Source organism: Brevundimonas sp. NPDC055311 (assembly GCF_053645695.1).
Genome location: NZ_JBSHMV010000001.1, coordinates 972,114 through 994,484 on the forward strand (window position 1 = coordinate 972,114; position 22,371 = coordinate 994,484).

Consider the following 22,371-nt stretch of genomic DNA (forward strand, 5'->3'; position numbering starts at 1 on the left):
CGCAAGGCGCCGTCAGATCGGCATCCGCATGATTTCCTGATAGGCCGAAATCACCTGGTCGCGGACGGCCATGACCGTCTCCAGCGAGGCTTCGGCCGAGGAGATGGCCGTGACGACGTCGATCAGATTGCCCTGCCCCTGAACCGACTGCGCCATCTGGGTTTCGGCCGTGCGGGTCGCCTGCGTCGTCTGGGTCATGACGTTCTGCAGCAGGTCCGCAAAGCCCCCCGCTGCATTAGGTCCCGTCGAGGCGGCTGCATTGGCCGAGGTGGTGACGCTGACGCCGCCCCCGCCCTGAACGGCGGCGTAGGCGCGGGCGGCCATGATGGGGTTCATGCCCTAGACCCTCTTATTTCTTGATGATGTCGAGGGTGCGGGACTCCATGTTCCGCGCCGTCTCGATGACATTCAGATTGGCCTCATAGGCGCGCTGCGCCTCGCGCATGTCCATGGCCTCGACCAGAGTGTCGACGTTGGGCCGCTGGACATAGCCTTCCGCATTGGCCGCCGGGTGCGAAGGGTCGTAATCCATGCGGAAGTCGCTCTGGTCCGGCCGCACCTCGGCCAGGACCACGCCGGTCGCGCCGTCGACGTTGCGGGCCTGGAACACCGGGGTCTGGCGGCGATAGGGCTGACCGCCCGCGACATTGGCGGTGGATTCCGCGTTGGCGATGTTCTCGGCGATGATGCGCATCCGCGACTGCTGCGCCTTCAGCGCGGTCGAGGCGACGGCCATGGCGGTGTTGCGCGGGGTGACGGGACGGCCGTTGATCGGATCAGGCATGGTTCAGTCCTCCTCAGGCCGCGGGCTTCTTGGCCGCCAGGCGGATCATCTGCATCGACTTCTGGTAGAAGCCGATGGCGGCGTCATAGGCCATGCGGCTCTCGGCCATCTTGAGCATCTGTTCCTCGACCACGACCGAATTGCCGTCCAGCGTGGTCTCGGAATCCGGCGTATTCGTCGCCTCGAACCGCGCCGCCTGACCGGGCGGCGAGATGTGGCGGGCGTTGGTGGCCATCATGCGCAGCCCGCCGCCCGTCCGCATCGCCTCGGCGAAATCGGTCGGCGTCTTCAGGTCGCGAGCGACATAGCCGGGGGTATCCGAGTTGGCGACGTTCTGGGCGATCACCCGCTGGCGGTCGTCCAGCCAGCCCAGGCGGCCCTTGATCTGATTCAGCAGCGGCAGGTCGGTGACGGACACGCGAATCCCTCGGACGGTGATCGGCAGAATTTGCCGCCTGCATGGTTAATATCCCGTATCCCTAAACGCGCCGTTAACCACGTCCGTTGAAACATGCGGGCGAAGCGTCGCGGCGGTCCGCGTCGTCTCCGTCGCGTCTGGGGCCTGCGAACGCATGAACTTCCTCGATCTGTTCCGGGCGATCTTCGGCCTGGCCATCACCCTGGGCATCATCGGCCTGGCCGCCTGGGCGGCGCGCCGTTATGCGCCCGAAATCCTGGCCCGCTTCCAGGGGCCGCAGGGACAGGTGCGGCGGATGAAGGTGGTCGAGACCCTGGTGCTGGACCCCTCGCGCCGCCTGGTGCTGATCCGCGTCGACGACGAAGAACGGCTGATCCTGCTGGGCGAAGGCCGCGAACTGATCGAGCCGCGCCAGCCGGGAGGCGTGAAATGATCGGCCGCCGCAACGCCTCTCCCTCCCCTTCATGGGGAGGGTGGCTGAGCCCGACAGGGCGAGGCCGGGTGGGGGCGACCTCAAAGGCGAGCGCCGCGCGTTGCATAAAGCCCTCCCCACCCGGTCGCTGCGCGACCACCCTCCCCATGAAGGGGAGGGAGAAACAGGGACTGTTCGGCGCGCCGACCCGCGCAGAACTGAAACGCGCGGCCCTGCTGTCGCTGATCACGACCGCCCTGTGCCTGATCTGGCCGCTGGGCGCGCTGGCGCAGGAAGCGGCGCAGACCGGTTCGGCCATCAGTATCGACCTGGGGACCGGCGCGGGCCTGACGCAGCGCGTGGTGCAACTGGTCGGGCTGATGACGGTCCTGTCGCTGGCGCCGTCCATCGTCATCATGACCACCAGTTTCGTGCGAATCGTCGTGGTGCTGTCCCTGCTGCGCACGGCGCTGGGGATGCAGCAGTCGCCGCCGAACGCCGTCCTGGTGTCCCTGGCCCTGTTTCTGAGCGCCATCGTCATGGCTCCGACCTGGCAGGACGCCTATGATTCGGGGGTCCGCCCCCTGATGGATCAGCAGATGGAGCTGCCTCAGGCCTTCGATGCGGCGTCCGAACCGGTAAAAACCTTCATGCTGGCCCAGGTGAAGCCGGACGACCTGGCGTTGTTCACTCGCCTGTCGCGTGTGGAGCCCCCCGCGGACGTGCAGGACCTGCCCCTGCGCGTGGTCACGCCGGCCTTCATGATCAGCGAGTTGAAGACCGCCTTCACGATCGGATTTCTTCTTTTTGTTCCGTTCCTTGTGATCGATCTGGTGGTCGCCAGCGTGCTCATGTCCATGGGTATGATGATGCTGCCGCCGGTGGTCGTCAGCCTGCCCTTCAAGCTGATCTTCTTCGTGCTGGTGGACGGGTGGCGACTGGTCGCCGGGAGCCTTGTCGAGAGCTTCCAGAGAGCCTCCGGCGCGGGATAAATCCCCAGCCTGCAAGGCCTTCGCGCCGATGCGGGCTTGCCAAGCCTGCAAAAACCGTCGTTGATCCCCCGGTCCTCGCCCGGCGCTTCTTTCCGGGCGACCACCATTGGGAAACGACCCTCATGACCACTCAAGCTGAACTGATCGCCGCCGTCGCCAAGGACGCGGGCGTTTCGCAAGCTGACGCCGGCAAGGTGCTGACCGCCATTGTCGAGAACATCCACAAGTCCCTGAAGTCGGGCGGCGACGTCCGCATCTCGAACCTGGGCGTGTTCGACACGGCTGAGCGCGCCGAGCGCGAAGGCCGCAACCCGGCCACGGGCGCGACGATCAAGATCCCGGCCTCGAAGGCCGTGCGCTTCCGCGTGTCGAAGCCGCTGAAGGACGCCGTCAACGGCTAAGCCTTTCAGGCGCGTTCGATCCTCCTCGCGGGGATAGACGCAAAAGACCCCTCTCCCGCCGGGAGGGGGGTTTTTTATTGGCCCGCGCCGGTCCTGGCCCGGAACTCGGCCTTGGTCTGGGCGATCCAGCCGGCGTAGGCGTCGGCCCCGGCGCTGAGGGCGGAGAAATCCTGCGGGCGGCCCGAGCCGTCGGCGCCATCCAGCCCCGCCAGCGCCACCCGGATCGCGCCGGGCGAACGCGCGCCCTCGGCGAAGCGGGCGTAGTTCTTCGACAGGCGGCTCAGGGCGCCGGCGTCCTGCGCCAGGGAATAGCCCGCGCCCGCGCGAATCAGGCGCGTCTCCTCGACCTCGCTGAGCGGCACGGCCGTCTCCTTCCAGCGATCGCCGAGGCGCTGTTCGTAGAGGGCGGCGGCCGCCCCCCACTGTTGCTGCTTCCACAGGATGTCGGCGCGCACGTCGCGCGCGGCGGGCGAGGCGTCCTTGCCCAGCACTTCGAGGGCGTGGTCGTAGCGCCCCAGCTCCATCAGGGCGCGAGCCTCCAGCGCGCGGCGCTCCAGGTTCATCGCCGTGGGCAGCAGGGTCGTGCGCGACGACCACAGGGCCTTCAGCGCCTCTTCCGGCTGGCGGTTCATCAGATAGACGGCGGCCAGATTGGTCGACACCTGCGCCTTGGCCACCCCGTCCAGCCGGTTCTCGGCCTGGTATTTGAGCAGCTCCGCCGCCTGATCCAGCAGGTCCACGTCGATCAGGCGCCGCGCCAGGCGCCGCACCATCTCGTCGCCGTCGGCGCCGACGGGCGTCAGTTCGCGGAAGTCGAAGAACAGGGCCAGCGCCTGCACCGGCTGCAGGCCGTCGGCCGCGCCTTCGAGGAACAGGGCGCGGAAGGCGTTGTCGAGGTCGGCCTGAAGCCGGTCGCCGCCCGGCAGGGTGACGATCTTCGGCCCCGCCGTCTTCAGCGTGGTCAGCGCCTCGCGATAGCGGCCCTGCGACAGATAGAGCTCGCCCAGGGTGCGGATCACCGCCAGCTCGGTCGCATCCCCGCGCCAGCGCCATTTCAGCGCCTCCAGCTGGGCGGCGGCCGCGTCGGCCTTCAGCGTCCCCCTGGCCATCTCCAGCTTGATGACGCCCAGACGCGCGGGCGTGGCGACGCCGTCCAGCGGGGCGCGCGCCACCGCCTTGTAGATCGCCAGGGCGCGGTCGGGGTTCTGATCCAGTTCGAACAGCCGGGCCTGCACCAGGCGGGCGGTCAGTTGGTCAGGCGCCGAGACGTTCGGTTGGCTGAAGACATAGGCCAGCAGCTCGCGTGCGGCGTCAGCGTCGCCGGTCTCGACCGCCGCCATGGCGTGGGCGGCGCCGAAGCGGGCGCGCCATTCGGGGGCGAAGCCGTCGACCACGCCTGCGCCGGCCGCGAACAGCCGACGGGCGTTGGCCCAGTCGCCCTGCTGTGCGGCGATATAGCCCTGCCAGACCTTGGTCGAAGGATCGCCCGCCAGGGCGCCGGACGAGAAGTCGGCCTCGGCCTCGGCGAAACGGCCGATGGAGGCGCGGGCGGCGCCGCGCAGGCCGCGCACCTCGGCTACGCCCTGCATGGCGGGCGTCTGCTTGATCAGGGCGTTCAGCACCCCGACCGCCTCGAACCCCAGACCGTGTCCGACCAGGAAGCGGGCGTAGGCCAGCCGCGCCTCGATGGGCGCGCGCGGATCTTCGACGGCGCGGCCGCTCTCGCGTTCGGCGGCGTCCTGAAGGGCGCGGTGACGGGCGGTGAAGCCGCCCTCGCCCGCATCGGCGGACCAGTCGGCCAGGATCAGGGCCGGGCGCGATGCGGCGCGCGGCGCGTCGGCGCCCTCGACCGCCGCCTCCAACCCTGCCGTTGGCGAGGACAGGGTCAGGCCGCGCGGGCGCGTGACGGTCACCAGGTCGCCGTCGGCCGTGACGCTCAGGTCGTCGGTCGGCGTCTCGATCGCCAGGCCGTGGGCGGTGGGCAGGAAGCCCGCGTCCACCGTGCGGCGTGCGGTCTTCAGTCCCTTGCCGGGGGCCAGGGCGGTGACGGCGGCGAAGCGGTCGCCGATCATCGGATCGGTCAGCCAGACGGTGCGGGTCGCCCCGGCCATGCGAGCGGTCAGCGACGCCTTGACCGTATCATCGCGCGCGATGTCCACCCCGCTGGGCGAGGGCGCGGTTCCGCCGATGGTCACGACCCAGGTCGAGCCTTCGGCGCGGGCGGCCACGGCCTGGCCCGGCTCGACAGGAATGCGCACGGCGGTGAAGTCGGGTCCGGCGGCCCAGCGGGCGCCGTTCAGCCCCTCGCCCTTCATCTCCATGCGGACGGCATGGTCGAAGACGGCCCAGACCGCCTCGCCGCGCCGGAAGACGGCGGCGCCGACCGGCCCGTTCCAGGCGAAACGCATCACCGTCTGCTGGTCCTTGACCTCGGCCGCCACCGGCACGGCCCCGCCGATCGGCACGGGCGAGGGTCGCGAACCGTCGGCGCGCGCGCCCGGCGCATAGAGGTTCAGCCAGACAGCGCCGTCGGCGGTCCCGCTGGTCGCGCCCGCGCCCTCGGCCAGGGTCAGGACCAGTTCGGTCGCCCCCTGGGCGGCGCGGGTCTCGATCTTCTCCAACCCCTTGGGCGGATCGACGCGCAGGCGGCTGACGTCGGGGGCGGCGGTCGTGCCGATGCGGACCACGACGGTGCGGCCGTCCTGGCGCACCCGCGCGCGCGATCCCACGACCCCGGCGAATTCGATCTTGGTGAAGCCCGCATTGGCGCCGATGCGGATCTCGACCGGCGCGCCCGCCTGGGCCAGAGACGGCGCCGGGGCCAGGGGCGCGAAGACGACCACGCCCGCCGCGGCGGCCGCCACGGTCGTCTGCAGAACGCGCTTCTTGGCGGGGGCCCCGGACATATCGCGCGCATGCTCGCGCGAAGGGCTTTAATCGCGGTTAACGGGGCCTAATTCGCCCGACCTGCAGGGCCTATCCGCGCGGATAGGACAAAACACCCGCTTGCTTCCCCAGGGCGAACGGCCGACATCATGGACATCGTTCTTCTAGGAACCGTTTCGTGTCCGATCCCGCCTATCCTCCGATCAGCCCGCTGAAGACCGGCCTTCGCGCCCGCTGCCCGCGCTGTGGCGAGGGCCCTGTCTTCAAGGGTTACCTGAGCCTGCGTGAATCCTGCCCTGAATGCGGGCTGGACTACAGCTTCGCCGATCCGGCCGACGGCCCGGCCTTCTTCGTCATGTGCGCGGTCGGCGTCGTCGGCATGATCGCCTTCATGATCTTCGAGTTCAGCCTGCATCCGCCGGTCTGGGTCCACTTCCTTGTGACCTTCCCGATCCTGGCGGCCATGTGCCTGTGGGTGCTGCGGCCCTTCAAGGGCTGGATGGTGTCCGAGCAGTATTTCCACAAGGCCGAGGAAGCCACCTTCGTCAGCGTCGGCAAGCACGGCGAAGGCTACGGCTGGCGCGGTCAGGCTGAACGCGCCGCCAAGGCCGCCGCCCGCGACAAGGACTGAGCGGCGACCTCTTTCTAGGCAGTCGGATCAGTCGGCCCGGAAGACCTGGCCGCCCTTCATCACGAAGCGCACGCGCTCCAGTTCGGTGACGTCCGTCAGCGGATCGCCGCTGACCGCAACGAGGTCGGCCGGCATCCCCGGCGCCAGGCGCCCGGCTTCGTTCTGGATGCGCAGGTGCTCGGCGGCGCCGACAGTGGCCGCCTGGATCGCCTCAAGCGGCGTCAGTCCTGCGCGGACCAGCAGGGCGAACTCCTGGGCGTTGTCGCCGTGGGCCGAGACGCCGGTGTCGGTGCCGAACGCGATCCTGACCCCGCCGCGATGGGCGCGGGCGGCCATGTCCAGCATCTTGGGTCCGGCTTCCAGCGCCTTGGCCGTCTGGGCCGGAGTGAAGAAGTTGTCGGGACTGGATGCGATGCGCGCGACGAAATCCCCCGCCATCAGCGTCGGCACCAGCCAGGCGTTATGCTGTTTGAACAGCTGAATGGAGGCATCGTCCAGATAGGTGCCGTGTTCGATGGAGTCGCCGCCCGCCTTCAGGAAGGCGTTGATGCCGTCGACGCCGTGGGCGTGCGCCGTGACCTGACGGCCCATGCGGTGGGCCACCTCGACGATCGACGCCAGCTCATCCTCTGTGAACTGCTGCGCCAGTCCCGCCGCCGTGTTGGACAGGACGCCGCCGGTGGCGGTGATCTTGATGATGTCGGCGCCGGAGCGGACCTGCATGCGTACGGCGCGGCGGCAGTCTTCCGGTCCCGAGCAGATGCTCTCGGGCGACAGGAGGTGCAGAATATCGTCCCGATAGCCGTTGACGTCGCCATGCCCGCCATGAACGGACACGGCCGAGCCGGACGCGATGATGCGGGGGCCCGGCACGTCGCCGAGCCGAATGGCGTCGCGCAAGGCGAAGATGGCTTCGTTGCTGGCGCCCAGATCGGCCACGGTGGTGAAGCCCGCGTTCAGGGTGCGGCGGGCATAGCGGGCGCCGACCATGGCCTGGGTCGCGTCGGACTGAGTCACCCCGTCCAGGCGGGACGTCGGGCTGGATTCGCCCGTCAGATGGACATGGCTGTCGATCAGGCCGGGCAGGACGAAGGCCGAGCGCAGATCGACGACGTCCCCTTCGCCGACGAAGCCGTCGCGGATCTCGACGACTTGGTTCCCTCTGATCACGAGAGTTTTATCACGCAGGACCCGACCGCTGGCCGGATCGGCCAAAAGCCGCCCCACTTGAACGAACTTCGTCGGCTGTTCAGCGGAAACCGACGCAGGCGCCGGGGTTTGGCGCGCTTCGGCGCCGGTCGCGGCCAGAACGGCCGCGGTCACAATCAGGGCAAGCTTTTTCATTTATCCCTCCCGTTACTGAGGCGCGCAACATAACCGTTCCAATCTTCCCGCCAAGGCCAAGGTTGCTTTGCAAGGACGGTTCATGAAACAAGCCGATACAGTTGTTTAACCGTGCGAGGGGCGTCGCATGCGGCTTTCCAGACGTGGCTTGATTCTGGGCGGATCGGCCCTGTTGGCGGGGTGCTCCTCCGCCGCTTCCACCTCCAGCCTTCAGCTCGCCGGGGCCGTGGCTCCAAACCTTCCCACCCTGCCGGATCGCGCAGCGCCGGCGGCTGTCCAGATCGCGGACGTCGGGACGACGATCGATCCCCACGGCGTCGTCCGCAAGGATCTGATCGAACGCGCGCGCGCCGCCATGGACGTGCACGGCCACAAGATTTCGAAGCGCGACCGGATGTATCTGGTCGATTTCCAGAAATTCTCGGGCGAGGACCGGCTCTACGAAGTCGATCTGGAAGGCGGCTGGGTCACGGCCTACCGCACCAGCCACGGGCGCGGCTCGGACCCGGCGCATTCAGGCTATGCGCAGCAGTTCTCCAACCGCCCGGACAGCCATATGTCCTCCATCGGCGCCTACGCCACGGCGGGCGCCAGCTGGGGCAGCCAGCAGGGACCGAACGTCCTGTTGGACGGGCTGGAGTATTCCAACAATCTGGCGCGCGAACGGGCCATCATCATCCACGGCGCCGACTACGCCGACCCCGCCTTCCTGGCGCGCCAGGGCAAGCTGGGCCGGTCCTACGGCTGCTTCTCCGTGTCCCACGCCGACCTGATCCCCCTGCGCGAGCGCATGGGCGAAGGCCGGCTGCTGTTCGCCATGACCTAAAGCACGGCGGAGCCGCTTAGCGCGGCTCCAGCGCCCGCCAGCCGATGTCGGTGCGGTGGAAACCGCCCGGCCAGTCGATCTTGGCGATGGCCTCATAGGCGCGCTCGCGCGCCTGGGCCACGTCGTCGCCATAGGCGCAGACGTTCAGCACCCGACCGCCCGCCGCCGCCAGGGCGCCGTCGTCGCGCAGCTTGGTCCCCGCATGGAAGACCTGGACGTGCGGGCCGAAGTCCTGATCCGCGCCGCGAATGACCGAGCCTTCCAGCGGACTGTCGGGATAACCCTTGGCCGCCAGCACCACGCAGATCACCACGCCCGGCTTGAACGCCGGCGTCGGCGCCTGGGTCAGGTCGCCGCGCGCGCAGGCCAGCAGCAGCGGCACGACGTCGCCGTCGAACCGCATCATCAGCACCTGGCATTCCGGGTCGCCGAAGCGGGCGTTGAACTCGACCACCTTGGGGCCTTCGGCCGTCGCCATCAGGCCGACATAGAGGACGCCGCGATAAGGGGTGCCTTCCTCGGCCATCTTCTGAATGGTCGGGACGACGACGCGGTCGTTGGCCGCCTGGGTGAAGTCGGCCGTGAAGACAGGCGCGGGCGAATAGGCGCCCATGCCGCCGGTGTTGGGACCCAGATCGCCATCGAAGGCGCGCTTGTGGTCCTGGGCGCCGCCAAACAGCACGGCCCGCGTCCCGTCCGACAGGGCGAAGAGGGAGCCCTCCTCCCCGTCCATGAATTCCTCGATCACCACGCGCGATCCCGCCGCGCCGAACCGGCCGCCCAGCATCCGCTCGATCTCGGCCTCGGCGTCGGCGCGATCGGGGCTGATGGCCACGCCCTTGCCCGCCGCCAGGCCGTCGGCCTTGATGACATAGGGGGCCGAATACCGGTCCAGCGCCGCCTTGGCCGAGGGGACGTCCTCATAGACGCCATAGCCCGCCGTCGGAATGCCGTGTCGTTGCAGGAAGGCCTTTGAGAAGGCCTTGGACGTCTCCAGCTGCGCCGCCGCCTGGGTCGGGCCGAAGCAGGGGATGCCCGCCGCCTGCAGCTGGTCGGCCAGCCCCTCGGCCAGGGCCGATTCCGGACCGACGACGACTAGGTCCGCCTTCATCTCGCGCGCCAGGGCCGCCAGGCCGTCGGCGTCGGTCGCCTTCAGGTCGGGCCGCATCTCGCCCAGCCTGGCCATGCCCGGATTACCAGGCGCGACGACGAGCCGCTCCACCAGCGGCGACTGGGCGATCTTCCAGGCCAGGGCGTGTTCGCGCCCTCCCGATCCGACGAGCAGAATGTTCATCCGGGCGGAATGGCCGCGCGCGCCGTCCCGGTCAAGCGCCGGAAACGGTTAGCGGACGCAGGATCATGGAAATCAAGGCATCCAGGCGGGCATGGCCTTCAACTGCTCCAGCGTCATGGTCGACACCAGGTCGTAGTCGTCGCCTTCCTTTCGTGGCGTCAGACCATCCAGCGGAATGCGCACCCAACGCGGCCCGCCCTCGCCTGCCGGCTCGATGATCAGGCCCGTGACCGCGCCCGATGCGTCCAGGTCAACCCGCTGGACATCGCCCAGATCGACGCCGGCCGACGTGATGAGATCAGCCTCCTCCAGTTGCGCGATGGTCAGGCCCAGGGCCATGGCCCCAGCCGATGCGGCCGCAGGCGTCGTCGCCGTTTTCGGCGCCGAAGCGGCGTCGGGCGAGGCCTCGGGCGTCCTGTCCGGCCTGGACGGCGCCTGCGAACAGGCGGCCAGCAAGGCGGCTGTCGAGGCGGCGGCGAGCAAAATCCTCATCATCAAACCCTCCTGTCTCTAGATCACGGCCGACACCACATAGACGCCGACGCCGGCCAGAAGAATCAGCCCCAGAACCAGCCACGGGCTGAGCGCCGGATTGTGACTGCGCCGCGCCAGATCGCGCTCGCGCGCCTGATCGGGCGGTACGTCGTCGGCCATGGCCTCCTCCGAGGGCGGGTCTGGGGACTGCACCATGTTTCGCGAACGCGCGCGGGGACGCGCCCGTTCCGCCACGCTTGTCGCGGCGCCCCGGCGGATCGGCGGATGTCTTTGCGGGGGCGTCGGCTGCGGCTAGGGTGCGCGCCATGACCTCCGACGACGACTACGCCTTCGAGGGCGCGGCCCCGCAGCCCGCCCGCGACAACAATCCGCCGCTGTCGATCTCGGAGCTGAGCTTCGCGCTGAAGCGCACGCTGGAGGAACGCTTCAGCCATGTGCGGCTGCGCGGCGAAATCTCCAAGGTGAACCGCCACGCCTCGGGCCACGTCTATCTGACGCTGAAGGACGACAAATCGGCCATCGACGGCGTGATCTGGAAGGGCGTGGTGCGCGGTCTGGGCGTCCAGCCCGAGACGGGGCTGGAGGTCATCGTCACCGGCAAGATCACCTCCTATCCGGCGCGCTCCTCCTATCAGATCGTGATCGAGAGCATGGAAGCGGCGGGCGCAGGCGCCCTGCTGGCCCAGCTGGAGCGGTTGAAGGTCAAACTGCGCGACGAGGGCCTGTTCGACCCGGCGAAGAAGAAGGCCCTGCCGACCTTCCCCGCGACCATAGGCGTCATCACCAGCCCGACCGGCGCCGTGATCCGCGACATCCTGCACCGGATCGCCGAACGCTGGCCCTGCCGCGTCATCGTCTGGCCGGTGGTGGTTCAGGGCGACGCAGCCTGCGGCCAGGTGTCGAACGCGATCCGCGGCTTCGACCGGATGACGCCGGACGGCCCGATCCCGCGCCCCGACCTGCTGATCGTCGCGCGCGGCGGCGGCTCGGTCGAGGATCTGTGGTGCTTCAACGACGAAGGGCTGGCGCGCACGGTTGCGGCCGCCCGCATCCCCATCATCTCGGCCGTCGGGCACGAGACCGACACCACCTTGATCGACTTCGTGTCGGACCGCCGGGCGCCGACCCCGACCGGGGCGGCCGAAATCGCCACCCCGGTGCTGGCCGACCTGCGCTGGGCGCTCAGCGATCTGGAAGGCCGCCTGTCGCGCGCCGGGGCGCGGATGCTGGAGGATCGCCGCACCCGTCTGCGCGCCGCCGCGCGCGGCCTGCCCGCCCGGCCCGAAGACCTGCTGGCCCTGCCGCAGCAACGACTGGACCTCGCCGCCAGCCGTTTAGGGTCGGGGCTTCATCGCAACGTCGCCGTGCATGAACGTCAGTTGGCGGCCGTCGCCGGGCGACTGTCCAGGGGACTGCTGGACCGCGCCATCGAGCGACGCGGCGACCGGCTGGCCGCCTATGCCGACCGCTTCGGCCCGGCGATGAAGCGGCGGCTGGACCGCGACGAAACCCGGCTGGCCGCCCTGTCACGGGCGTTGTCGACGCTGGACCCCAAGCGGCCCAAGCCCGGCTTCGCCCGCATCGAGGACGCCGAGGGCGCCATGATCGCCTCGGCCGCCGCCCTGTCGCCGGGGCAGACGGTGCGGATCGTCTTCGGCGACGGCGCCAAGGGCGCGACCATCGACGGCGAGGGGGCGGCGCCGCGTTCTGTCCCTGCGCCCAAGCCCGCCCCGCGCCCGAAGGCCGCGCCGGCGGGTCAGGGCGACCTGTTCTGACCCCCTGAAAACTCCGCTCATCCCGGCGGACGCAGGGACCCAGTGAGAGCAACGCGCTCAAGCGTCGGAAGCCTAATGCCAAGTTTCAGGCGCTGAGGTTGAGGCCAAAGCACTGGATCTCGGCGTCCGCCGGGATGAGCGGGCTTAGAGGGGCGGAGCCCTAACGGCTTGCGCTCCCCTCCAACACAGCCTTCACCGCCTCGATGTCCAGCGCTTCGACCGTGACCGCCCTGCCGTCAATCACCGAGGTCGTCGTCTGCGCCTTCAGCAGGGAGTTGAGGATGGCCTCCTCCGTCGCCTCGGCGACCGCGACGAACAGCGGCGACATCCGATCGTTGGGCCAATCCGCGACCATCGCCTGCCCGGCCCGCCGCTCAGGCGTGCGCCGCACGCCCTCCGCCGTCGAAAACGCGATCGCATAGTCTCCCGACCCGTTCGAGAACGCCGCCCCTGTCCGCGCCAGACCGGCGAAGGCGCGGTTCGCCAGTCGCTCCAGATTGCGGTCCGACAGCGGCGCATCGGTCGCGACCACGATCATGATGGAGCCGTCGGCGCGCTCATTCTCCACCTCTTCACGCAGGTAGTAACGGCCCAGCCGCACCCCGACCGGCGCCCCATCGATGCTCAATGCGCCGCCAAAGTTCGACTGAACCAGCACCCCGACGGTGAAGCCGCCCAGACTGTCGGGCAGCTTGCGCGAACTGGTGCCGATCCCGCCCTTGAACCCGAAGGCGATGGTCCCGGTCCCGGCGCCGACCGCGCCTTGCTCCACCGGCCCCGACGTCGCCGTCTCAATGGCTTGCACCACGTCGGCGGCGGTGACGACGCGGGCGCGGATGTCGTTCAGCCCGCCGTCGTTGGTCTCGCCCACCACGGCGTTGACCGAACGGATATCCTCATGCCCCGGCTGCTTCAGCGTCCAGTCCAGAACGCCGTCGATACCCCGCGCCACCGACAGGGTGTTGGTCAGGACGATGGGCGTCTCGATTTCGCCCAGTTCCCGGATCTGGGTCGCGCCCGCCAGCTTGCCGAAGCCGTTGGCCACCGACAGCCCGGCCGGAACCTTGTCGCGGAACAGAGAGCCCTCGTGCGGCACGATGGCGGTGACGCCGGTGCGGACGCTGTCGCCCGAGCGCAGCGTCACCTGCCCGACCTTCACCCCGGCCACGTCGGTGATGGCGTTCAGCGGCCCCGGCGACAGGACGCCCGGCGCCCGGCCCAGTTCGCGGATGGTCGGGCGCTGGCCTTGCGTCTCCTGAGCGACCGCGCCGGGCGCGGCGGCCAGAACGGCGGCGAAGACGCCGGCGGCGAGGATGTCGGCGGGCGATCGAGACATGAAACATCCGAACTTATGAACGAGAAGCGGTCAGATGACGGCGATTCGCCTCTCGTCCCGCACAGGCTTCACGCTATGATGGCTTCATGAGCACGCAATCCTCTCCCCAGGACCCGGGCCAGGCGGCGGGTCAGACCGCCAGCCTGCACTACGGCGACGGCGAATTCGCCGTCCTGTCGGCCGGCGCCTTCGTGCGCTGCGCCGTCAGCGGCGCCGCCATTCCCCTGACGGCCCTGCGCTATTGGTCAGTGGAGCGGCAGGAGGCCTACGCCGGGCCGGGCGAGTATCTGGCGGCCGCCGGGCGCTGAGCCCATCCTCGTGTCGCGCCGGACGGCCTCCGGCGTTCCTGTTTTCCGGTGTCCTGAGATGTCCGCCCTGAGTTCGATCCACGTCCTGCTGGTCGACGACAATCCCAATATGCGCGCCATCGTCGCCGCCATGCTCAAATCCGTCGGCGTCGGCCGCCTGACCGAGGCCGAGGACGGCGCCGACGGGTTGGAGCTGTTGCGTCGAGAGGCCGTCGACATCGCCATCGTCGACTTTCGCATGAAGCCGATGGACGGGGTGGCCTTCACCCGCGCCGTCCGCAACCAGGCCGACAGCCCCAATCCCTATCTGCCCGTCATCATGATGACCGGCCATTCCGAGAAGAGCCGCGTGACCGAGGCGCGCGATGCGGGCGTCACCGAATTCGTGGCCAAGCCGGTGAAGGCCCAGACCCTGCTGACGCGTCTCGAAGCGGTGATCCTGCGCCCCCGCCCGTTCGTGCGTTCGCCCAGCTATTTCGGCCCGGATCGTCGCCGCACCCGAACCGAAGGCTACGCCGGTCCCTTCCGCCGCGCCGACGACGGCGTGGCGGATTAGGTTTCCGGCGCCCGCAGCGCCTCATAGACCTGAGGCGGCCAGCGCTTGTGGACCCAGAACCAGTCGACCGGATGCTCGCGCACCCGATCCTCGACGAAGCGGTTGGCCGCCTGGACGCCCGCCAGCACGTCCGCCCCCTTGTCGCCCGTGTCGGGCACGGCGATCGGCTCGTGCGCGGTGACGCGGAAACGTACGCCGGGCAGGCGCACCACCGACAGCGGCTGCATCACCGTGCCGAACTTCAGCGCCATGCGCGCCGCGCCGGGCGAGGCGTTGACCGGCTGGCCGAAGAACTCGACCTCCGGCCCCTGACTGTATTTCTGATCGACCAGCAGGGCGATGGACTCGCCGCGCTTCATCCCCGCCATCAGCTCGCGCGTGCCGTCGCCCTTGGGCGCGAACAGCTTGATGCCGTAACGCTCGCGGCTCTGGCGGATCAGGGCGTCGACATAGGGGTTGTTGGCCGCGCGATAGGTCACCTGACACGGCACGCCCGCCGACATGATGACCGCCGCCATGACCTCGAAATTGGCCAGATGGCCCGAGATCAGCACGACCGGACGGCCGCTGTCGCGCACGGCGTGAAGCCGCTCCAGCCCGACGATGTCGATCCGCCCGCTCTCCGGCGTCAGTCGATCCATCACCGCCAGCTCGGCGAAGGTGCGCCCCGTCTGCTCCCATTGCTCCACCGCCAGACGGTCGCGCTCGGCGGCGTCCATGTCGGGAAAGGCGATCCTCAGATTGCGCGTCACCGTCCTGTGCGTGCCGGTCAGCGGCCCCAGCGTCCGCAGCAGCTTGCCGCCAAAGCCCGAGGCCCGCTCGACGCCCAGCAGGCGCAGGAAGCCGAACAGGCCCTGAAAGGCAGCCGCCTCCAGCCGCCAGTTCAGGTCCTGCAGAAACGGGACCTTGTTTTCACGCTCACCAGGCAATCGTCAGTCCGCCGTCCACCACCAGGGTCTGGCCGGTCACATAGGCCGACGCAGGGCTGCACAGATAGACCGCCGTGCCCGCGATTTCATCCGGCTGGCCGATCCTTTTCAGCGGCGCGGGGTCGGTGACGGTCTTCAGCAGCTCGGGGTTCTCCCACAGGTAGCGGGCGAAATCGGTCTGGACCAGGCCCGGCGCGATGCAGTTCACCCGCACGTTCGACGGCCCGTATTCGACCGCCAGATTGCGCGCCAGCTGCATGTCCGCCGCCTTGGAGATGTTGTAGGCGCCGATCAGGGCGTTGCCGCGCAGCCCGCCGATGGAGGAGATGAGCAGGATCGCTCCGTCTTTCCGCTCCACCATCTCCGGCGCGACCATCTGGATCAGCCAGTGATTGGAGATGACGTTGTTCTGAAGGATCTTTTCGAACTGCTCGTCGCTGATGCCGGCCATCGGCCCGGCGTAGGGATTGGTCGCGGCGTTGCAGACCAGAATGTCGATCTGACCGAAGGCGGTGCGGGTATCGTCCACCAGCCGCTGCAGGTCTTCCTTGGAGGCGATGTTGGCGGGAACGGCGATGGCGCGGCCCTCGCCGTGCTTGTCATTGATGGCGACGGCGACCTCTTCGCACGGCCCGGCCTTGCGCGAGGAGATGACGACGCGGGCGCCGTGCTCGGCCAGACGCTCGGCGATCGCCTTGCCGATGCCCTTGGAAGAGCCGGTGATGATGGCGACCTTGCCGCTCAGATCGAACAATTCCATGCGTTAACCTCCTTTTACCGCCCGTTTATCCGCGCGGCCCCTAGCCGTTAGCCTTCGTTAACGTGATACTTGATCGATTCTATAGGGAAAGGCGGTTCTGACCGGCCCCATGCGAAAGATCACCGGCGGCTTCCTCTTCTTCGGCTACCTGTTCCTCGCCCTGACCATCGGGGCGGCGATCTGGCGCGCCGGTCTGGGCGGCGGCGCAGGCTCGGCCGGGGTGCTGGGCGCGCTGGGGATCATGGCCGGCGTCCACGCCCTCGTCACCGGCCTGGCCGACCGCCGCGCCCTGCGTCTGGAGATCGGCAAGGTGCGCGAGGCCCACCGCCTGCTGGCCGATGCGATGGAGTCGACGCAAGGCGCCCTGACCGAACTGGCCCAGGCCATCGAGAGCGGCGCCCTGTCGCGCACCGACGCCCTGACCGGCGAGGTGCGGATGCTGGAAGGTCTGGTCCAGCAGATGAGCGAATCCATCGAAGAACGGCTGGCCGCCTCCACCCTGACCGCCGACACCTTCGAGGGCCGTCGTCAGGTCCAGTCGAACACCCTGCTGAAGACCGTCCACGACGCCCTCAGCGAGAACCGCGTCGACCTGTATCTGCAGCCGGTCGTGACCCTGCCGCAGCGGCGGACAGTCTTCTACGAAAGCTTCACCCGCCTGCGCGATCCGTCGAACCGGGTGATGATGCCCGCCGAATACCTGTCGGTGGCCGAGGGCGAGGGCCTGCTGCCGGCCATCGACAACCTGCTGTTGTTCCGCTGCGCCCAGATCGTGCGCCGTCTGGCCGGGCAGGACCGCAAGGTTGGGGTCTTCTGCAACATCTCGCTGGCGTCTCTGGGCGACGAGACCTTCTTCCCCCAGTTCCTCGACTTCCTGAGCCAGAACCGCGATCTGAAGGACGCCCTGATCTTCGAACTGGGTCAGGCGACCTTCGACGCGCGCGGCGCCGTCGAGGCGCGCAACATGGCCAAGCTGGCCGACCTGGGCTTCCGCTTCTCCATCGACAAGGTGCAGACGCTGGACCTGGACTTCGCCGACCTGCAACGCTCGGACGTGCGCTTCATCAAGGTGGCGGCCGACCTGCTGATCGAACAACTGCTGGACCTGGACGGCGCCGCCCCACTACCCAGCCAGCCGGACATCCGCGCCGGGGACTTCGCCCCCCTGACCCGTCGCCACGGCCTCGAACTGATCGCCGAAAAGGTCGAGAGCGAGAAACAGGTCGTCGACATCCTCGAACTGGACGTCGCAATGGGCCAGGGCCACCTGTTCGGCGAGCCGCGCGCCATCAAGGAAGCCGTCCTGGCCGAAACCGACCCTCCCGCCGACTTCGTCCGCTCGACGCTGAAATCGGCTGAGCAGCGGGTGCGGCTCTAGGCCCACGGCCGAAAGCCGCCAGACAAACGGGCCGCTACGCAGTCTGATAGAGGCATGACCGACGCCGCCCTCGACTGGCCCCGCATCGCCGCCGACCTGAACGCCCAGGGCTGGGCCGTGACCGGCCCGCTACTGACGCCCGCAATCTGCGCCGCCCTGCAAACCCTCTATGAACAGCCGGAGCGATTCCGCAGCCGCATCGTCATGCAGCGCCACGGCTTCGGTCAGGGCGAGTATCAGTATTTCGCCGATCCCCTGCCCGGTCCCCTGCCCCGGCTGCGCGCGCGGCTTTACGAGGGGCTGGCGCCGATCGCCAACGACTGGGCGGCGCGGCTGGGACGGCCGGGCTTTCCGGGGCAATTGGACGAACTGACCGCCCGCTGTCGCGCCGCGGGCCAGACGCGACCGACCTCGCTGATGCTGCGTTACGGTCCCGGCGACTACAATCGGCTGCATCAGGATCTGTACGGCGAACTGGTCTTCCCGCTGCAGGCCGCCATCCTGCTGAGCGACCCGTCCGAGTTCGAGGGCGGCGAGTTCGTGCTGGTCGAGCAAAAGCCCCGCTCGCAGTCACAGGCCCATGTCGCGCCGCTGAAACAGGGACAGGCGGTCATCTTCGCCGTGAGAGAACGACCCGTCGCCGGAACGCGCGGCGACTACCGTGTCCAGATGCGCCACGGCGTCAGCACGGTGCGCGCGGGCAGAAGGATGACGCTGGGCCTGATCTTTCATGATGCCGCCTGACCCTTCTCCCCTTGTGGGAGAAGGTGGGCGCCGAAGGCGCTCGGATGAGGGGTGCCGGCGCGACGTTTGACGTTCTGGCGGTTTAGACGCCGCGACAGCCACGCGGATCACGGCGCACGCCCCCCTCATCCGTCAGGCTTCGCCTGCCACCTTCTCCCACAAGGGGAGAAGGAAGAAAAAGACCCCTCCGGCGAACGGAGGGGCCTGATCTCTTTTACGCCTTGCGCGCGTCCAGCCACCGCACGGCGTCAGCGTCGCGGGCCGACAACTCGGGGTAGTCGGCGTCGGAGCCGACGTCCGGCACACGGCGCCAAGAGCGGGCGCACTTGGGCTTATCGGTCAGTGGAACGATGTGCACGAAGGCTACCGCAGTGTGATGATCATAAACTAAGCCGCGAGCCTGCTCATCGATCCGTTGTTGAAGTTGCTCATTGGTCTCTACCGGTACGTCCAGGCTTGAGACTGCGGTTTCCCGTTCGAAAGTAGCTAAGCTGGTTCGGAACACTTCTGCCGCATCAAGACCTTTAAAGGCCTCGCGGTGGTCGTCAGAGGTGGTTACCTCAACCAAGGCGTCAAGCGCGCCACCGATCTCCCGCTTGGTTCGGGCGTTTTCCAATGCGGTGTTGACGCAGTCGATGACCTCAGAGACCCTCGCCCAGCGCGCCGCCTCGGCCGCGTTTTCCCACTGGCCCGGCGTCTCGGGGATCACCCGCGCGCAGTTGGTGCCAGCTTCAGGGAAGCGCGTCGTCCACGCCTCATCCATGGTGAAGGGCGTCAGCGGGGCCAGCCAGGCGGTCAGGCGGCTGAACACCTCGTCCATCACCGTGCGCACGGCGCGGCGCTTGATGCTGTCGGGACGGTCGCAATACAGGCTGTCCTTGCGCACGTCGAAATACAGCGCCGACAGGTCACCCGAGCAGAACTCCAGCACCGGCCGCACCACGTCCTGGAAGCGGTATTCGGCGTAGGCCTGACGCACCTGGGCGTCCAGCTCCCACAGGCGATGCAGGATGAATTTCTCCAGCGGCGGGAACTGGTCGTAGTCGGTCAGGCGCTCGGCCTCGTCGAAGCCGTTCAGCGCGCCCAGCAGATAGCGGACGGTGTTGCGCAGCTTGCGATAGGCGTCGACCGTGGTCTGCAGAATCTGTTTGCCGATGCGCTGGTCATCCGAATAGTCGACCAGAGCCACCCACAGACGCAGGATGTCGGCGCCCGACTCCTTGATGATGGTCAGGGGGTCGGTGGTGTTGCCCCGCGACTTCGACATCTTCTCCCCGTTCTCGTCCAGGGTGAAGCCGTGGGTCAGGACCGCCTTGAACGGCGCCCGGCCGCGCGTGCCGCAGCCTTCCAGCAGCGACGACTGGAACCAGCCGCGGTGCTGGTCCGAGCCTTCCAGATAGAGGTCGGCGGGCCAGTGCGACGGGCGATCGCCCGTATAGCCGCTCTCGGCCGTACGCGGGTCCAGGGTGAAGGCGTGGGTCGAGCCGCTGTCGAACCAGACGTCGAGGATGTCCGTGACCTTCTCGAACCGCTCGGGATCGTGCGCGCCCAGGAAGTCGGCGTCGGGCGCCGAGAACCAGACGTCGGCGCCGCCCTCGGCCACGGCCTTGACGATGCGGGCGTCGACCTCGGGGTCGTGCAGGGGCTGGCCGGTCTGCTTGTCGACGAACATGGCCAGCGGCGTGCCCCAGGCGCGCTGACGGCTGATCAGCCAGTCGGGGCGGCCCTCGACCATGGAGCGGATGCGGTTCTTGCCCGCCGCCGGGTGGAAGGCGGTGGCGTCGATGGCGTTCAGGGCGCGGTCGCGCAGGGTCGCGCCGTCTTCCAGTTCCTCATCCATGCGGATGAACCACTGCGGGGTGTTGCGGAAGATGATGGGCGCCTTCGAGCGCCACGAATGCGGATAGGAATGCTCCATCCGGCCGCGCGCCAGCAAATTGCCGGCCTCGATCAGCTTTTCCATCACCGCGCCGTTGGCGGGACCGAACTTGCCGGTCTTCTTGCCTTCGGTCTCCAGCACCTTGAGGCCGGCGAACAGGGGGACGTGGTCGTAGTAGGCGCCGTCGGGATCGACCGTGTCCGGCACCTCGCGATGACCGTGGGCCAGCCAGACCGCAAAGTCGTCCGCGCCGTGGCCCGGCGCCGTGTGGACGAAGCCGGTCCCGGCGTCGTCGGTGACGTGGTCGCCCGCCAGCAGCGGCACGGAGAAGCCGTAGCCGCTGTCCAGCGCCGCCAACGGGTGGGCGCATTCCAGGCCCGACGGGTCGATGTCATAGACGCGCGTCCAGGCGGCGATCTTGGCGGCCTTGAATACATCCTCGGCCAGCTTGTCGGCGAGGATGAAGCGGTCGCCCGGCTTGGCCCAGGGCTCATAGTCCAGCCCTTCCTCCAGGGCCGTGACCTCATACAAGCCGTAGTTGATTTCGGGGCCGTAAGAGATCGCCCGGTTGGCCGGGATGGTCCACGGCGTCGTGGTCCAGATTACGATCGAGGGCGTGGCCGTGCGGAAGGCCAGCAGGTCGTCCGGGTGGCTGTCGGTCGCGCCGACCACCGGGAACTTGACCCAGATCGTAGGCGAGACATGGTCGTGATACTCGACCTCGGCGTCGGCCAGGGCCGTGCGCTCGACCGGCGACCACATCACCGGCTTGGAGCCGCGATACAGCTGGCCCGAGTTCTTGAACTTGTGGAACTCCGCGACGATGGCCGCCTCGGACGTGAAGTCCATGGTGGCGTAGCGATTGGCGAAGTCGCCGGTGATGCCAAGGCGAAGGAACTGGTCGCGCTGCAGGTCGATGTATTTGCCGGCGTATTCACGGCAGGCGGTGCGGAACTCTTCCTTGGAGACCTCGTCCTTGCGGCGGCCCTTGGCGCGGAACTGCTCCTCGATCTTCCACTCGATCGGCAGGCCGTGGCAGTCCCAGCCCGGCACATAGTCGACGTCGTAACCCAGCAGGAAGCGCGAGCGGACCACGAAGTCCTTCAGCGTCTTGTTCAGGGCGTGGCCGATGTGGATGTCGCCGTTGGCGTAGGGCGGGCCGTCGTGCAGCACGTACAGCGGCGCCTTCTGCTCCTGACGGATGGCGCGCAGGCGGCCATAAAGGTCGCCCCACTGCTCCAGGATTTCCGGCTCCTTCTTGGGCAGGCCGCCACGCATCGGGAACGGCGTCTCGGGCAGGAAGACGGTGTCGCGATAGTCGCGGCCGGAAGGGGTCTGGGTGTCGGCGTCGGCCATGGAATGTCTTTTCGTCTTGTCGCGCGCGGCCGCTTGGAAGCGGCGTCGGGCGTCAGTCTAGCGTGAAGGCGCCGGACGGCCCATGCCCTGATGCTTCAAGGCGGCGTCGTCTCGGCGGAATGTTTCGAGAAATCCCGACGTGCGCGGGGCTGTCAGCCCTGCAGCGCTACGCCGGGCGGCTAATCGAAATCGGACGGATCACGCGAACGGTCATGATGGGAAGGCTCTAGCAGACCCGGCGTCCCCTGCGCCATAGTCCAGACGAACAGATGGGGAGACGGATCCGATGCGTGTTCAAGCCTTGGCGACGGCGGCGGCGTTGGCCCTGACGGCGGCCGCCTGCTCAGAACCGACGAGCACGCCTGCGGCGGCAGAGAAGGCCGCCCCCGCCCTGACCGGCCGCGCCGCCGTCTACGCCGCGGGCGAAAAGGACGCCGAGGCCTTCGTGCGCGCCCTCTACGCCCGCGTCAGCGAGCCGCGCGAGAGGCCCGACCCGGCCGAGGCGACGATCACCCCCGGCCGCGATCCGCTCTATTCGCGAACCATGAACGCCCTGATCGGCGTCGACGACCGCGAAGCCAAGCGCACGAACAGCGCCCCCTACCTCGACCACGATCCGATCTGCGCCTGTCAGGACATCAACGGCTTTGCGCTGAAAACGGTGACGATGACGCCGGACGGTCCGCGCGCGGCCACGGCCGACGTCGTCTTCACCAACCACGGCGAGGACCAGCGCCGGACGCTGAAACTGCTGAAGGAAGGCCCGATGTGGCGCATCGCCGACATCATCGACGACAAGGGCAAGTCGCTGCACGACGACCTGATGGCCATCGCCGAAAAGGCGCCGGGCTGAGCCAGTAGTCCCTC

General features: G+C 68.6%; 23 protein-coding genes. 11 read left to right on the top strand and 12 right to left on the bottom strand.

Features of this window, described 5'->3' with window-relative positions:
- Positions 1 to 12: 12 nt before the first annotated feature.
- The 3 genes from fliE to flgB are packed head-to-tail and all read right to left on the bottom strand — an operon-like array spanning position 13 to position 1,202.
- Positions 13 to 336, bottom strand: coding sequence for a flagellar hook-basal body complex protein FliE (gene fliE / locus ACWIDZ_RS04720; protein WP_291779855.1), 324 nt, complete (start codon positions 334 to 336; stop codon positions 13 to 15).
- A gap of 13 nt (positions 337 to 349) precedes the next feature.
- Entirely contained in the window at positions 350 to 784 is a 435-nt protein-coding gene (gene flgC / locus ACWIDZ_RS04725) for a flagellar basal body rod protein FlgC (RefSeq protein ID WP_312219791.1), read from the bottom strand.
- Positions 785 to 797: 13 nt separating this feature from the next.
- Positions 798 to 1,202, bottom strand: a complete 405-nt coding sequence (gene flgB, locus ACWIDZ_RS04730; protein ID WP_453988982.1) for a flagellar basal body rod protein FlgB — start codon at positions 1,200 to 1,202, stop codon at positions 798 to 800.
- Between the two features lie 154 nt (positions 1,203 to 1,356).
- On the opposite strand from flgB, the gene ACWIDZ_RS04735 reads away from it, so the two are divergent.
- The 3 genes from ACWIDZ_RS04735 to ACWIDZ_RS04745 all read left to right on the top strand — a co-directional run bounded on the left by ACWIDZ_RS04735 (position 1,357) and on the right by ACWIDZ_RS04745 (position 3,007).
- Entirely contained in the window at positions 1,357 to 1,635 is a 279-nt protein-coding gene (locus ACWIDZ_RS04735) for a FliO/MopB family protein (RefSeq protein WP_046652103.1), read from the top strand.
- 146 nt (positions 1,636 to 1,781) lie between these two features.
- On the top strand, positions 1,782 to 2,606 hold the full coding sequence (gene fliP, locus ACWIDZ_RS04740) for a flagellar type III secretion system pore protein FliP (RefSeq protein ID WP_453988984.1): 825 nt from the start codon (positions 1,782 to 1,784) through the stop codon (positions 2,604 to 2,606).
- Between the two features lie 122 nt (positions 2,607 to 2,728).
- Positions 2,729 to 3,007, top strand: coding sequence for an HU family DNA-binding protein (locus ACWIDZ_RS04745; RefSeq protein ID WP_003165927.1), 279 nt, complete (start codon positions 2,729 to 2,731; stop codon positions 3,005 to 3,007).
- Between the two features lie 74 nt (positions 3,008 to 3,081).
- On the opposite strand, the gene ACWIDZ_RS04750 is transcribed toward ACWIDZ_RS04745, so the two are convergent.
- Complete coding sequence (locus ACWIDZ_RS04750) at positions 3,082 to 5,913, bottom strand: hypothetical protein (RefSeq protein WP_453988985.1); 2,832 nt, start codon at positions 5,911 to 5,913, stop codon at positions 3,082 to 3,084.
- A 158-nt stretch (positions 5,914 to 6,071) separates the two neighbouring features.
- Between ACWIDZ_RS04750 and ACWIDZ_RS04755 the strand changes: the two genes are divergently transcribed.
- Positions 6,072 to 6,524 carry a DUF983 domain-containing protein gene (locus ACWIDZ_RS04755; protein WP_312220387.1) on the top strand — a complete coding sequence of 151 codons (453 nt, stop codon included), beginning with the start codon at positions 6,072 to 6,074 and terminating at the stop codon, positions 6,522 to 6,524.
- A 27-nt stretch (positions 6,525 to 6,551) separates the two neighbouring features.
- Here the strand turns inward: ACWIDZ_RS04755 and ACWIDZ_RS04760 are convergent, their stop codons facing one another.
- A complete protein-coding gene (locus tag ACWIDZ_RS04760) occupies positions 6,552 to 7,868 on the bottom strand; it encodes a metal-dependent hydrolase family protein (protein WP_312220385.1) in 1,317 nt (438 codons plus the stop codon).
- 127 nt (positions 7,869 to 7,995) lie between these two features.
- Here ACWIDZ_RS04760 and ACWIDZ_RS04765 point away from each other — a divergent pair, with 127 nt between their 5' ends.
- Entirely contained in the window at positions 7,996 to 8,694 is a 699-nt protein-coding gene (locus ACWIDZ_RS04765) for a murein L,D-transpeptidase catalytic domain-containing protein (protein WP_346484727.1), read from the top strand.
- Positions 8,695 to 8,710: 16 nt separating this feature from the next.
- On the opposite strand, the gene purD is transcribed toward ACWIDZ_RS04765, so the two are convergent.
- From purD to ACWIDZ_RS04780, 3 genes are all read right to left on the bottom strand, one after another.
- Positions 8,711 to 9,988, bottom strand: coding sequence for a phosphoribosylamine--glycine ligase (purD, locus tag ACWIDZ_RS04770; RefSeq protein WP_453988986.1), 1,278 nt, complete (start codon positions 9,986 to 9,988; stop codon positions 8,711 to 8,713).
- A 72-nt stretch (positions 9,989 to 10,060) separates the two neighbouring features.
- Positions 10,061 to 10,483 (bottom strand): PRC-barrel domain-containing protein, encoded by a 423-nt coding sequence (locus ACWIDZ_RS04775; protein ID WP_453988987.1) that lies wholly within the window; start codon positions 10,481 to 10,483, stop codon positions 10,061 to 10,063.
- 15 nt (positions 10,484 to 10,498) lie between these two features.
- A complete protein-coding gene (locus ACWIDZ_RS04780) occupies positions 10,499 to 10,642 on the bottom strand; it encodes a hypothetical protein (protein ID WP_291779819.1) in 144 nt (47 codons plus the stop codon).
- A gap of 146 nt (positions 10,643 to 10,788) precedes the next feature.
- Here ACWIDZ_RS04780 and xseA point away from each other — a divergent pair, with 146 nt between their 5' ends.
- Complete coding sequence (gene xseA, locus ACWIDZ_RS04785; RefSeq protein ID WP_453988988.1) at positions 10,789 to 12,258, top strand: exodeoxyribonuclease VII large subunit; 1,470 nt, start codon at positions 10,789 to 10,791, stop codon at positions 12,256 to 12,258.
- Between the two features lie 160 nt (positions 12,259 to 12,418).
- On the opposite strand, the gene ACWIDZ_RS04790 is transcribed toward xseA, so the two are convergent.
- On the bottom strand, positions 12,419 to 13,594 hold the full coding sequence (locus tag ACWIDZ_RS04790; protein WP_453988990.1) for a DmpA family aminopeptidase: 1,176 nt from the start codon (positions 13,592 to 13,594) through the stop codon (positions 12,419 to 12,421).
- A gap of 86 nt (positions 13,595 to 13,680) precedes the next feature.
- Here ACWIDZ_RS04790 and ACWIDZ_RS04795 point away from each other — a divergent pair, with 86 nt between their 5' ends.
- Together ACWIDZ_RS04795 and ACWIDZ_RS04800 are read left to right on the top strand one after the other, a co-directional pair.
- Positions 13,681 to 13,902 carry a DUF2093 domain-containing protein gene (locus ACWIDZ_RS04795; RefSeq protein WP_123154994.1) on the top strand — a complete coding sequence of 74 codons (222 nt, stop codon included), beginning with the start codon at positions 13,681 to 13,683 and terminating at the stop codon, positions 13,900 to 13,902.
- A gap of 58 nt (positions 13,903 to 13,960) precedes the next feature.
- Positions 13,961 to 14,458, top strand: coding sequence for a response regulator (locus tag ACWIDZ_RS04800; protein ID WP_453988992.1), 498 nt, complete (start codon positions 13,961 to 13,963; stop codon positions 14,456 to 14,458).
- Here the strand turns inward: ACWIDZ_RS04800 and ACWIDZ_RS04805 are convergent.
- Both ACWIDZ_RS04805 and ACWIDZ_RS04810 read right to left on the bottom strand, forming a co-directional pair.
- Entirely contained in the window at positions 14,455 to 15,387 is a 933-nt protein-coding gene (locus ACWIDZ_RS04805) for a lysophospholipid acyltransferase family protein (protein ID WP_453988994.1), read from the bottom strand. The genes ACWIDZ_RS04800 and ACWIDZ_RS04805 overlap by 4 nt on opposite strands.
- Positions 15,377 to 16,147 (bottom strand): SDR family NAD(P)-dependent oxidoreductase, encoded by a 771-nt coding sequence (locus ACWIDZ_RS04810; RefSeq protein WP_453988996.1) that lies wholly within the window; start codon positions 16,145 to 16,147, stop codon positions 15,377 to 15,379. Before ACWIDZ_RS04810 ends, ACWIDZ_RS04805 begins: the two co-directional genes overlap by 11 nt.
- 109 nt (positions 16,148 to 16,256) lie before the next feature.
- On the opposite strand from ACWIDZ_RS04810, the gene tipF reads away from it, so the two are divergent.
- Positions 16,257 to 17,525, top strand: coding sequence for a flagella assembly cyclic-di-GMP phosphodiesterase TipF (gene tipF, locus ACWIDZ_RS04815; protein WP_453988997.1), 1,269 nt, complete (start codon positions 16,257 to 16,259; stop codon positions 17,523 to 17,525).
- Between the two features lie 54 nt (positions 17,526 to 17,579).
- On the top strand, positions 17,580 to 18,269 hold the full coding sequence (locus tag ACWIDZ_RS04820) for a 2OG-Fe(II) oxygenase (RefSeq protein WP_453988998.1): 690 nt from the start codon (positions 17,580 to 17,582) through the stop codon (positions 18,267 to 18,269).
- A 214-nt stretch (positions 18,270 to 18,483) separates the two neighbouring features.
- Here the strand turns inward: ACWIDZ_RS04820 and ileS are convergent, their stop codons facing one another.
- Positions 18,484 to 21,504, bottom strand: a complete 3,021-nt coding sequence (gene ileS / locus ACWIDZ_RS04825) for an isoleucine--tRNA ligase (RefSeq protein ID WP_453988999.1) — start codon at positions 21,502 to 21,504, stop codon at positions 18,484 to 18,486.
- A gap of 286 nt (positions 21,505 to 21,790) precedes the next feature.
- Here ileS and ACWIDZ_RS04830 point away from each other — a divergent pair, with 286 nt between their 5' ends.
- Complete coding sequence (locus ACWIDZ_RS04830; RefSeq protein WP_453989000.1) at positions 21,791 to 22,357, top strand: DUF3828 domain-containing protein; 567 nt, start codon at positions 21,791 to 21,793, stop codon at positions 22,355 to 22,357.
- Positions 22,358 to 22,371: the final 14 nt, after the last annotated feature.

Coding starts and splice junctions, on each gene's coding strand:
- fliE (WP_291779855.1), bottom strand. CDS start 336: ATGAACCCCATCATGGCCGCCCGCGCCTACGCCGCCGTTCAGGGCGGG.
- flgC (WP_312219791.1), bottom strand. CDS start 784: ATGCCTGATCCGATCAACGGCCGTCCCGTCACCCCGCGCAACACCGCC.
- ACWIDZ_RS04735 (WP_046652103.1), top strand. CDS start 1,357: ATGAACTTCCTCGATCTGTTCCGGGCGATCTTCGGCCTGGCCATCACC.
- fliP (WP_453988984.1), top strand. CDS start 1,782: ATGAAGGGGAGGGAGAAACAGGGACTGTTCGGCGCGCCGACCCGCGCA.
- ACWIDZ_RS04745 (WP_003165927.1), top strand. CDS start 2,729: ATGACCACTCAAGCTGAACTGATCGCCGCCGTCGCCAAGGACGCGGGC.
- ACWIDZ_RS04750 (WP_453988985.1), bottom strand. CDS start 5,913: ATGTCCGGGGCCCCCGCCAAGAAGCGCGTTCTGCAGACGACCGTGGCG.
- ACWIDZ_RS04760 (WP_312220385.1), bottom strand. CDS start 7,868: ATGAAAAAGCTTGCCCTGATTGTGACCGCGGCCGTTCTGGCCGCGACC.
- ACWIDZ_RS04765 (WP_346484727.1), top strand. CDS start 7,996: ATGCGGCTTTCCAGACGTGGCTTGATTCTGGGCGGATCGGCCCTGTTG.
- purD (WP_453988986.1), bottom strand. CDS start 9,988: ATGAACATTCTGCTCGTCGGATCGGGAGGGCGCGAACACGCCCTGGCC.
- ACWIDZ_RS04775 (WP_453988987.1), bottom strand. CDS start 10,483: ATGATGAGGATTTTGCTCGCCGCCGCCTCGACAGCCGCCTTGCTGGCC.
- ACWIDZ_RS04780 (WP_291779819.1), bottom strand. CDS start 10,642: ATGGCCGACGACGTACCGCCCGATCAGGCGCGCGAGCGCGATCTGGCG.
- xseA (WP_453988988.1), top strand. CDS start 10,789: ATGACCTCCGACGACGACTACGCCTTCGAGGGCGCGGCCCCGCAGCCC.
- ACWIDZ_RS04790 (WP_453988990.1), bottom strand. CDS start 13,594: ATGTCTCGATCGCCCGCCGACATCCTCGCCGCCGGCGTCTTCGCCGCC.
- ACWIDZ_RS04795 (WP_123154994.1), top strand. CDS start 13,681: ATGAGCACGCAATCCTCTCCCCAGGACCCGGGCCAGGCGGCGGGTCAG.
- ACWIDZ_RS04800 (WP_453988992.1), top strand. CDS start 13,961: ATGTCCGCCCTGAGTTCGATCCACGTCCTGCTGGTCGACGACAATCCC.
- ACWIDZ_RS04810 (WP_453988996.1), bottom strand. CDS start 16,147: ATGGAATTGTTCGATCTGAGCGGCAAGGTCGCCATCATCACCGGCTCT.
- tipF (WP_453988997.1), top strand. CDS start 16,257: ATGCGAAAGATCACCGGCGGCTTCCTCTTCTTCGGCTACCTGTTCCTC.
- ACWIDZ_RS04820 (WP_453988998.1), top strand. CDS start 17,580: ATGACCGACGCCGCCCTCGACTGGCCCCGCATCGCCGCCGACCTGAAC.
- ileS (WP_453988999.1), bottom strand. CDS start 21,504: ATGGCCGACGCCGACACCCAGACCCCTTCCGGCCGCGACTATCGCGAC.
- ACWIDZ_RS04830 (WP_453989000.1), top strand. CDS start 21,791: ATGCGTGTTCAAGCCTTGGCGACGGCGGCGGCGTTGGCCCTGACGGCG.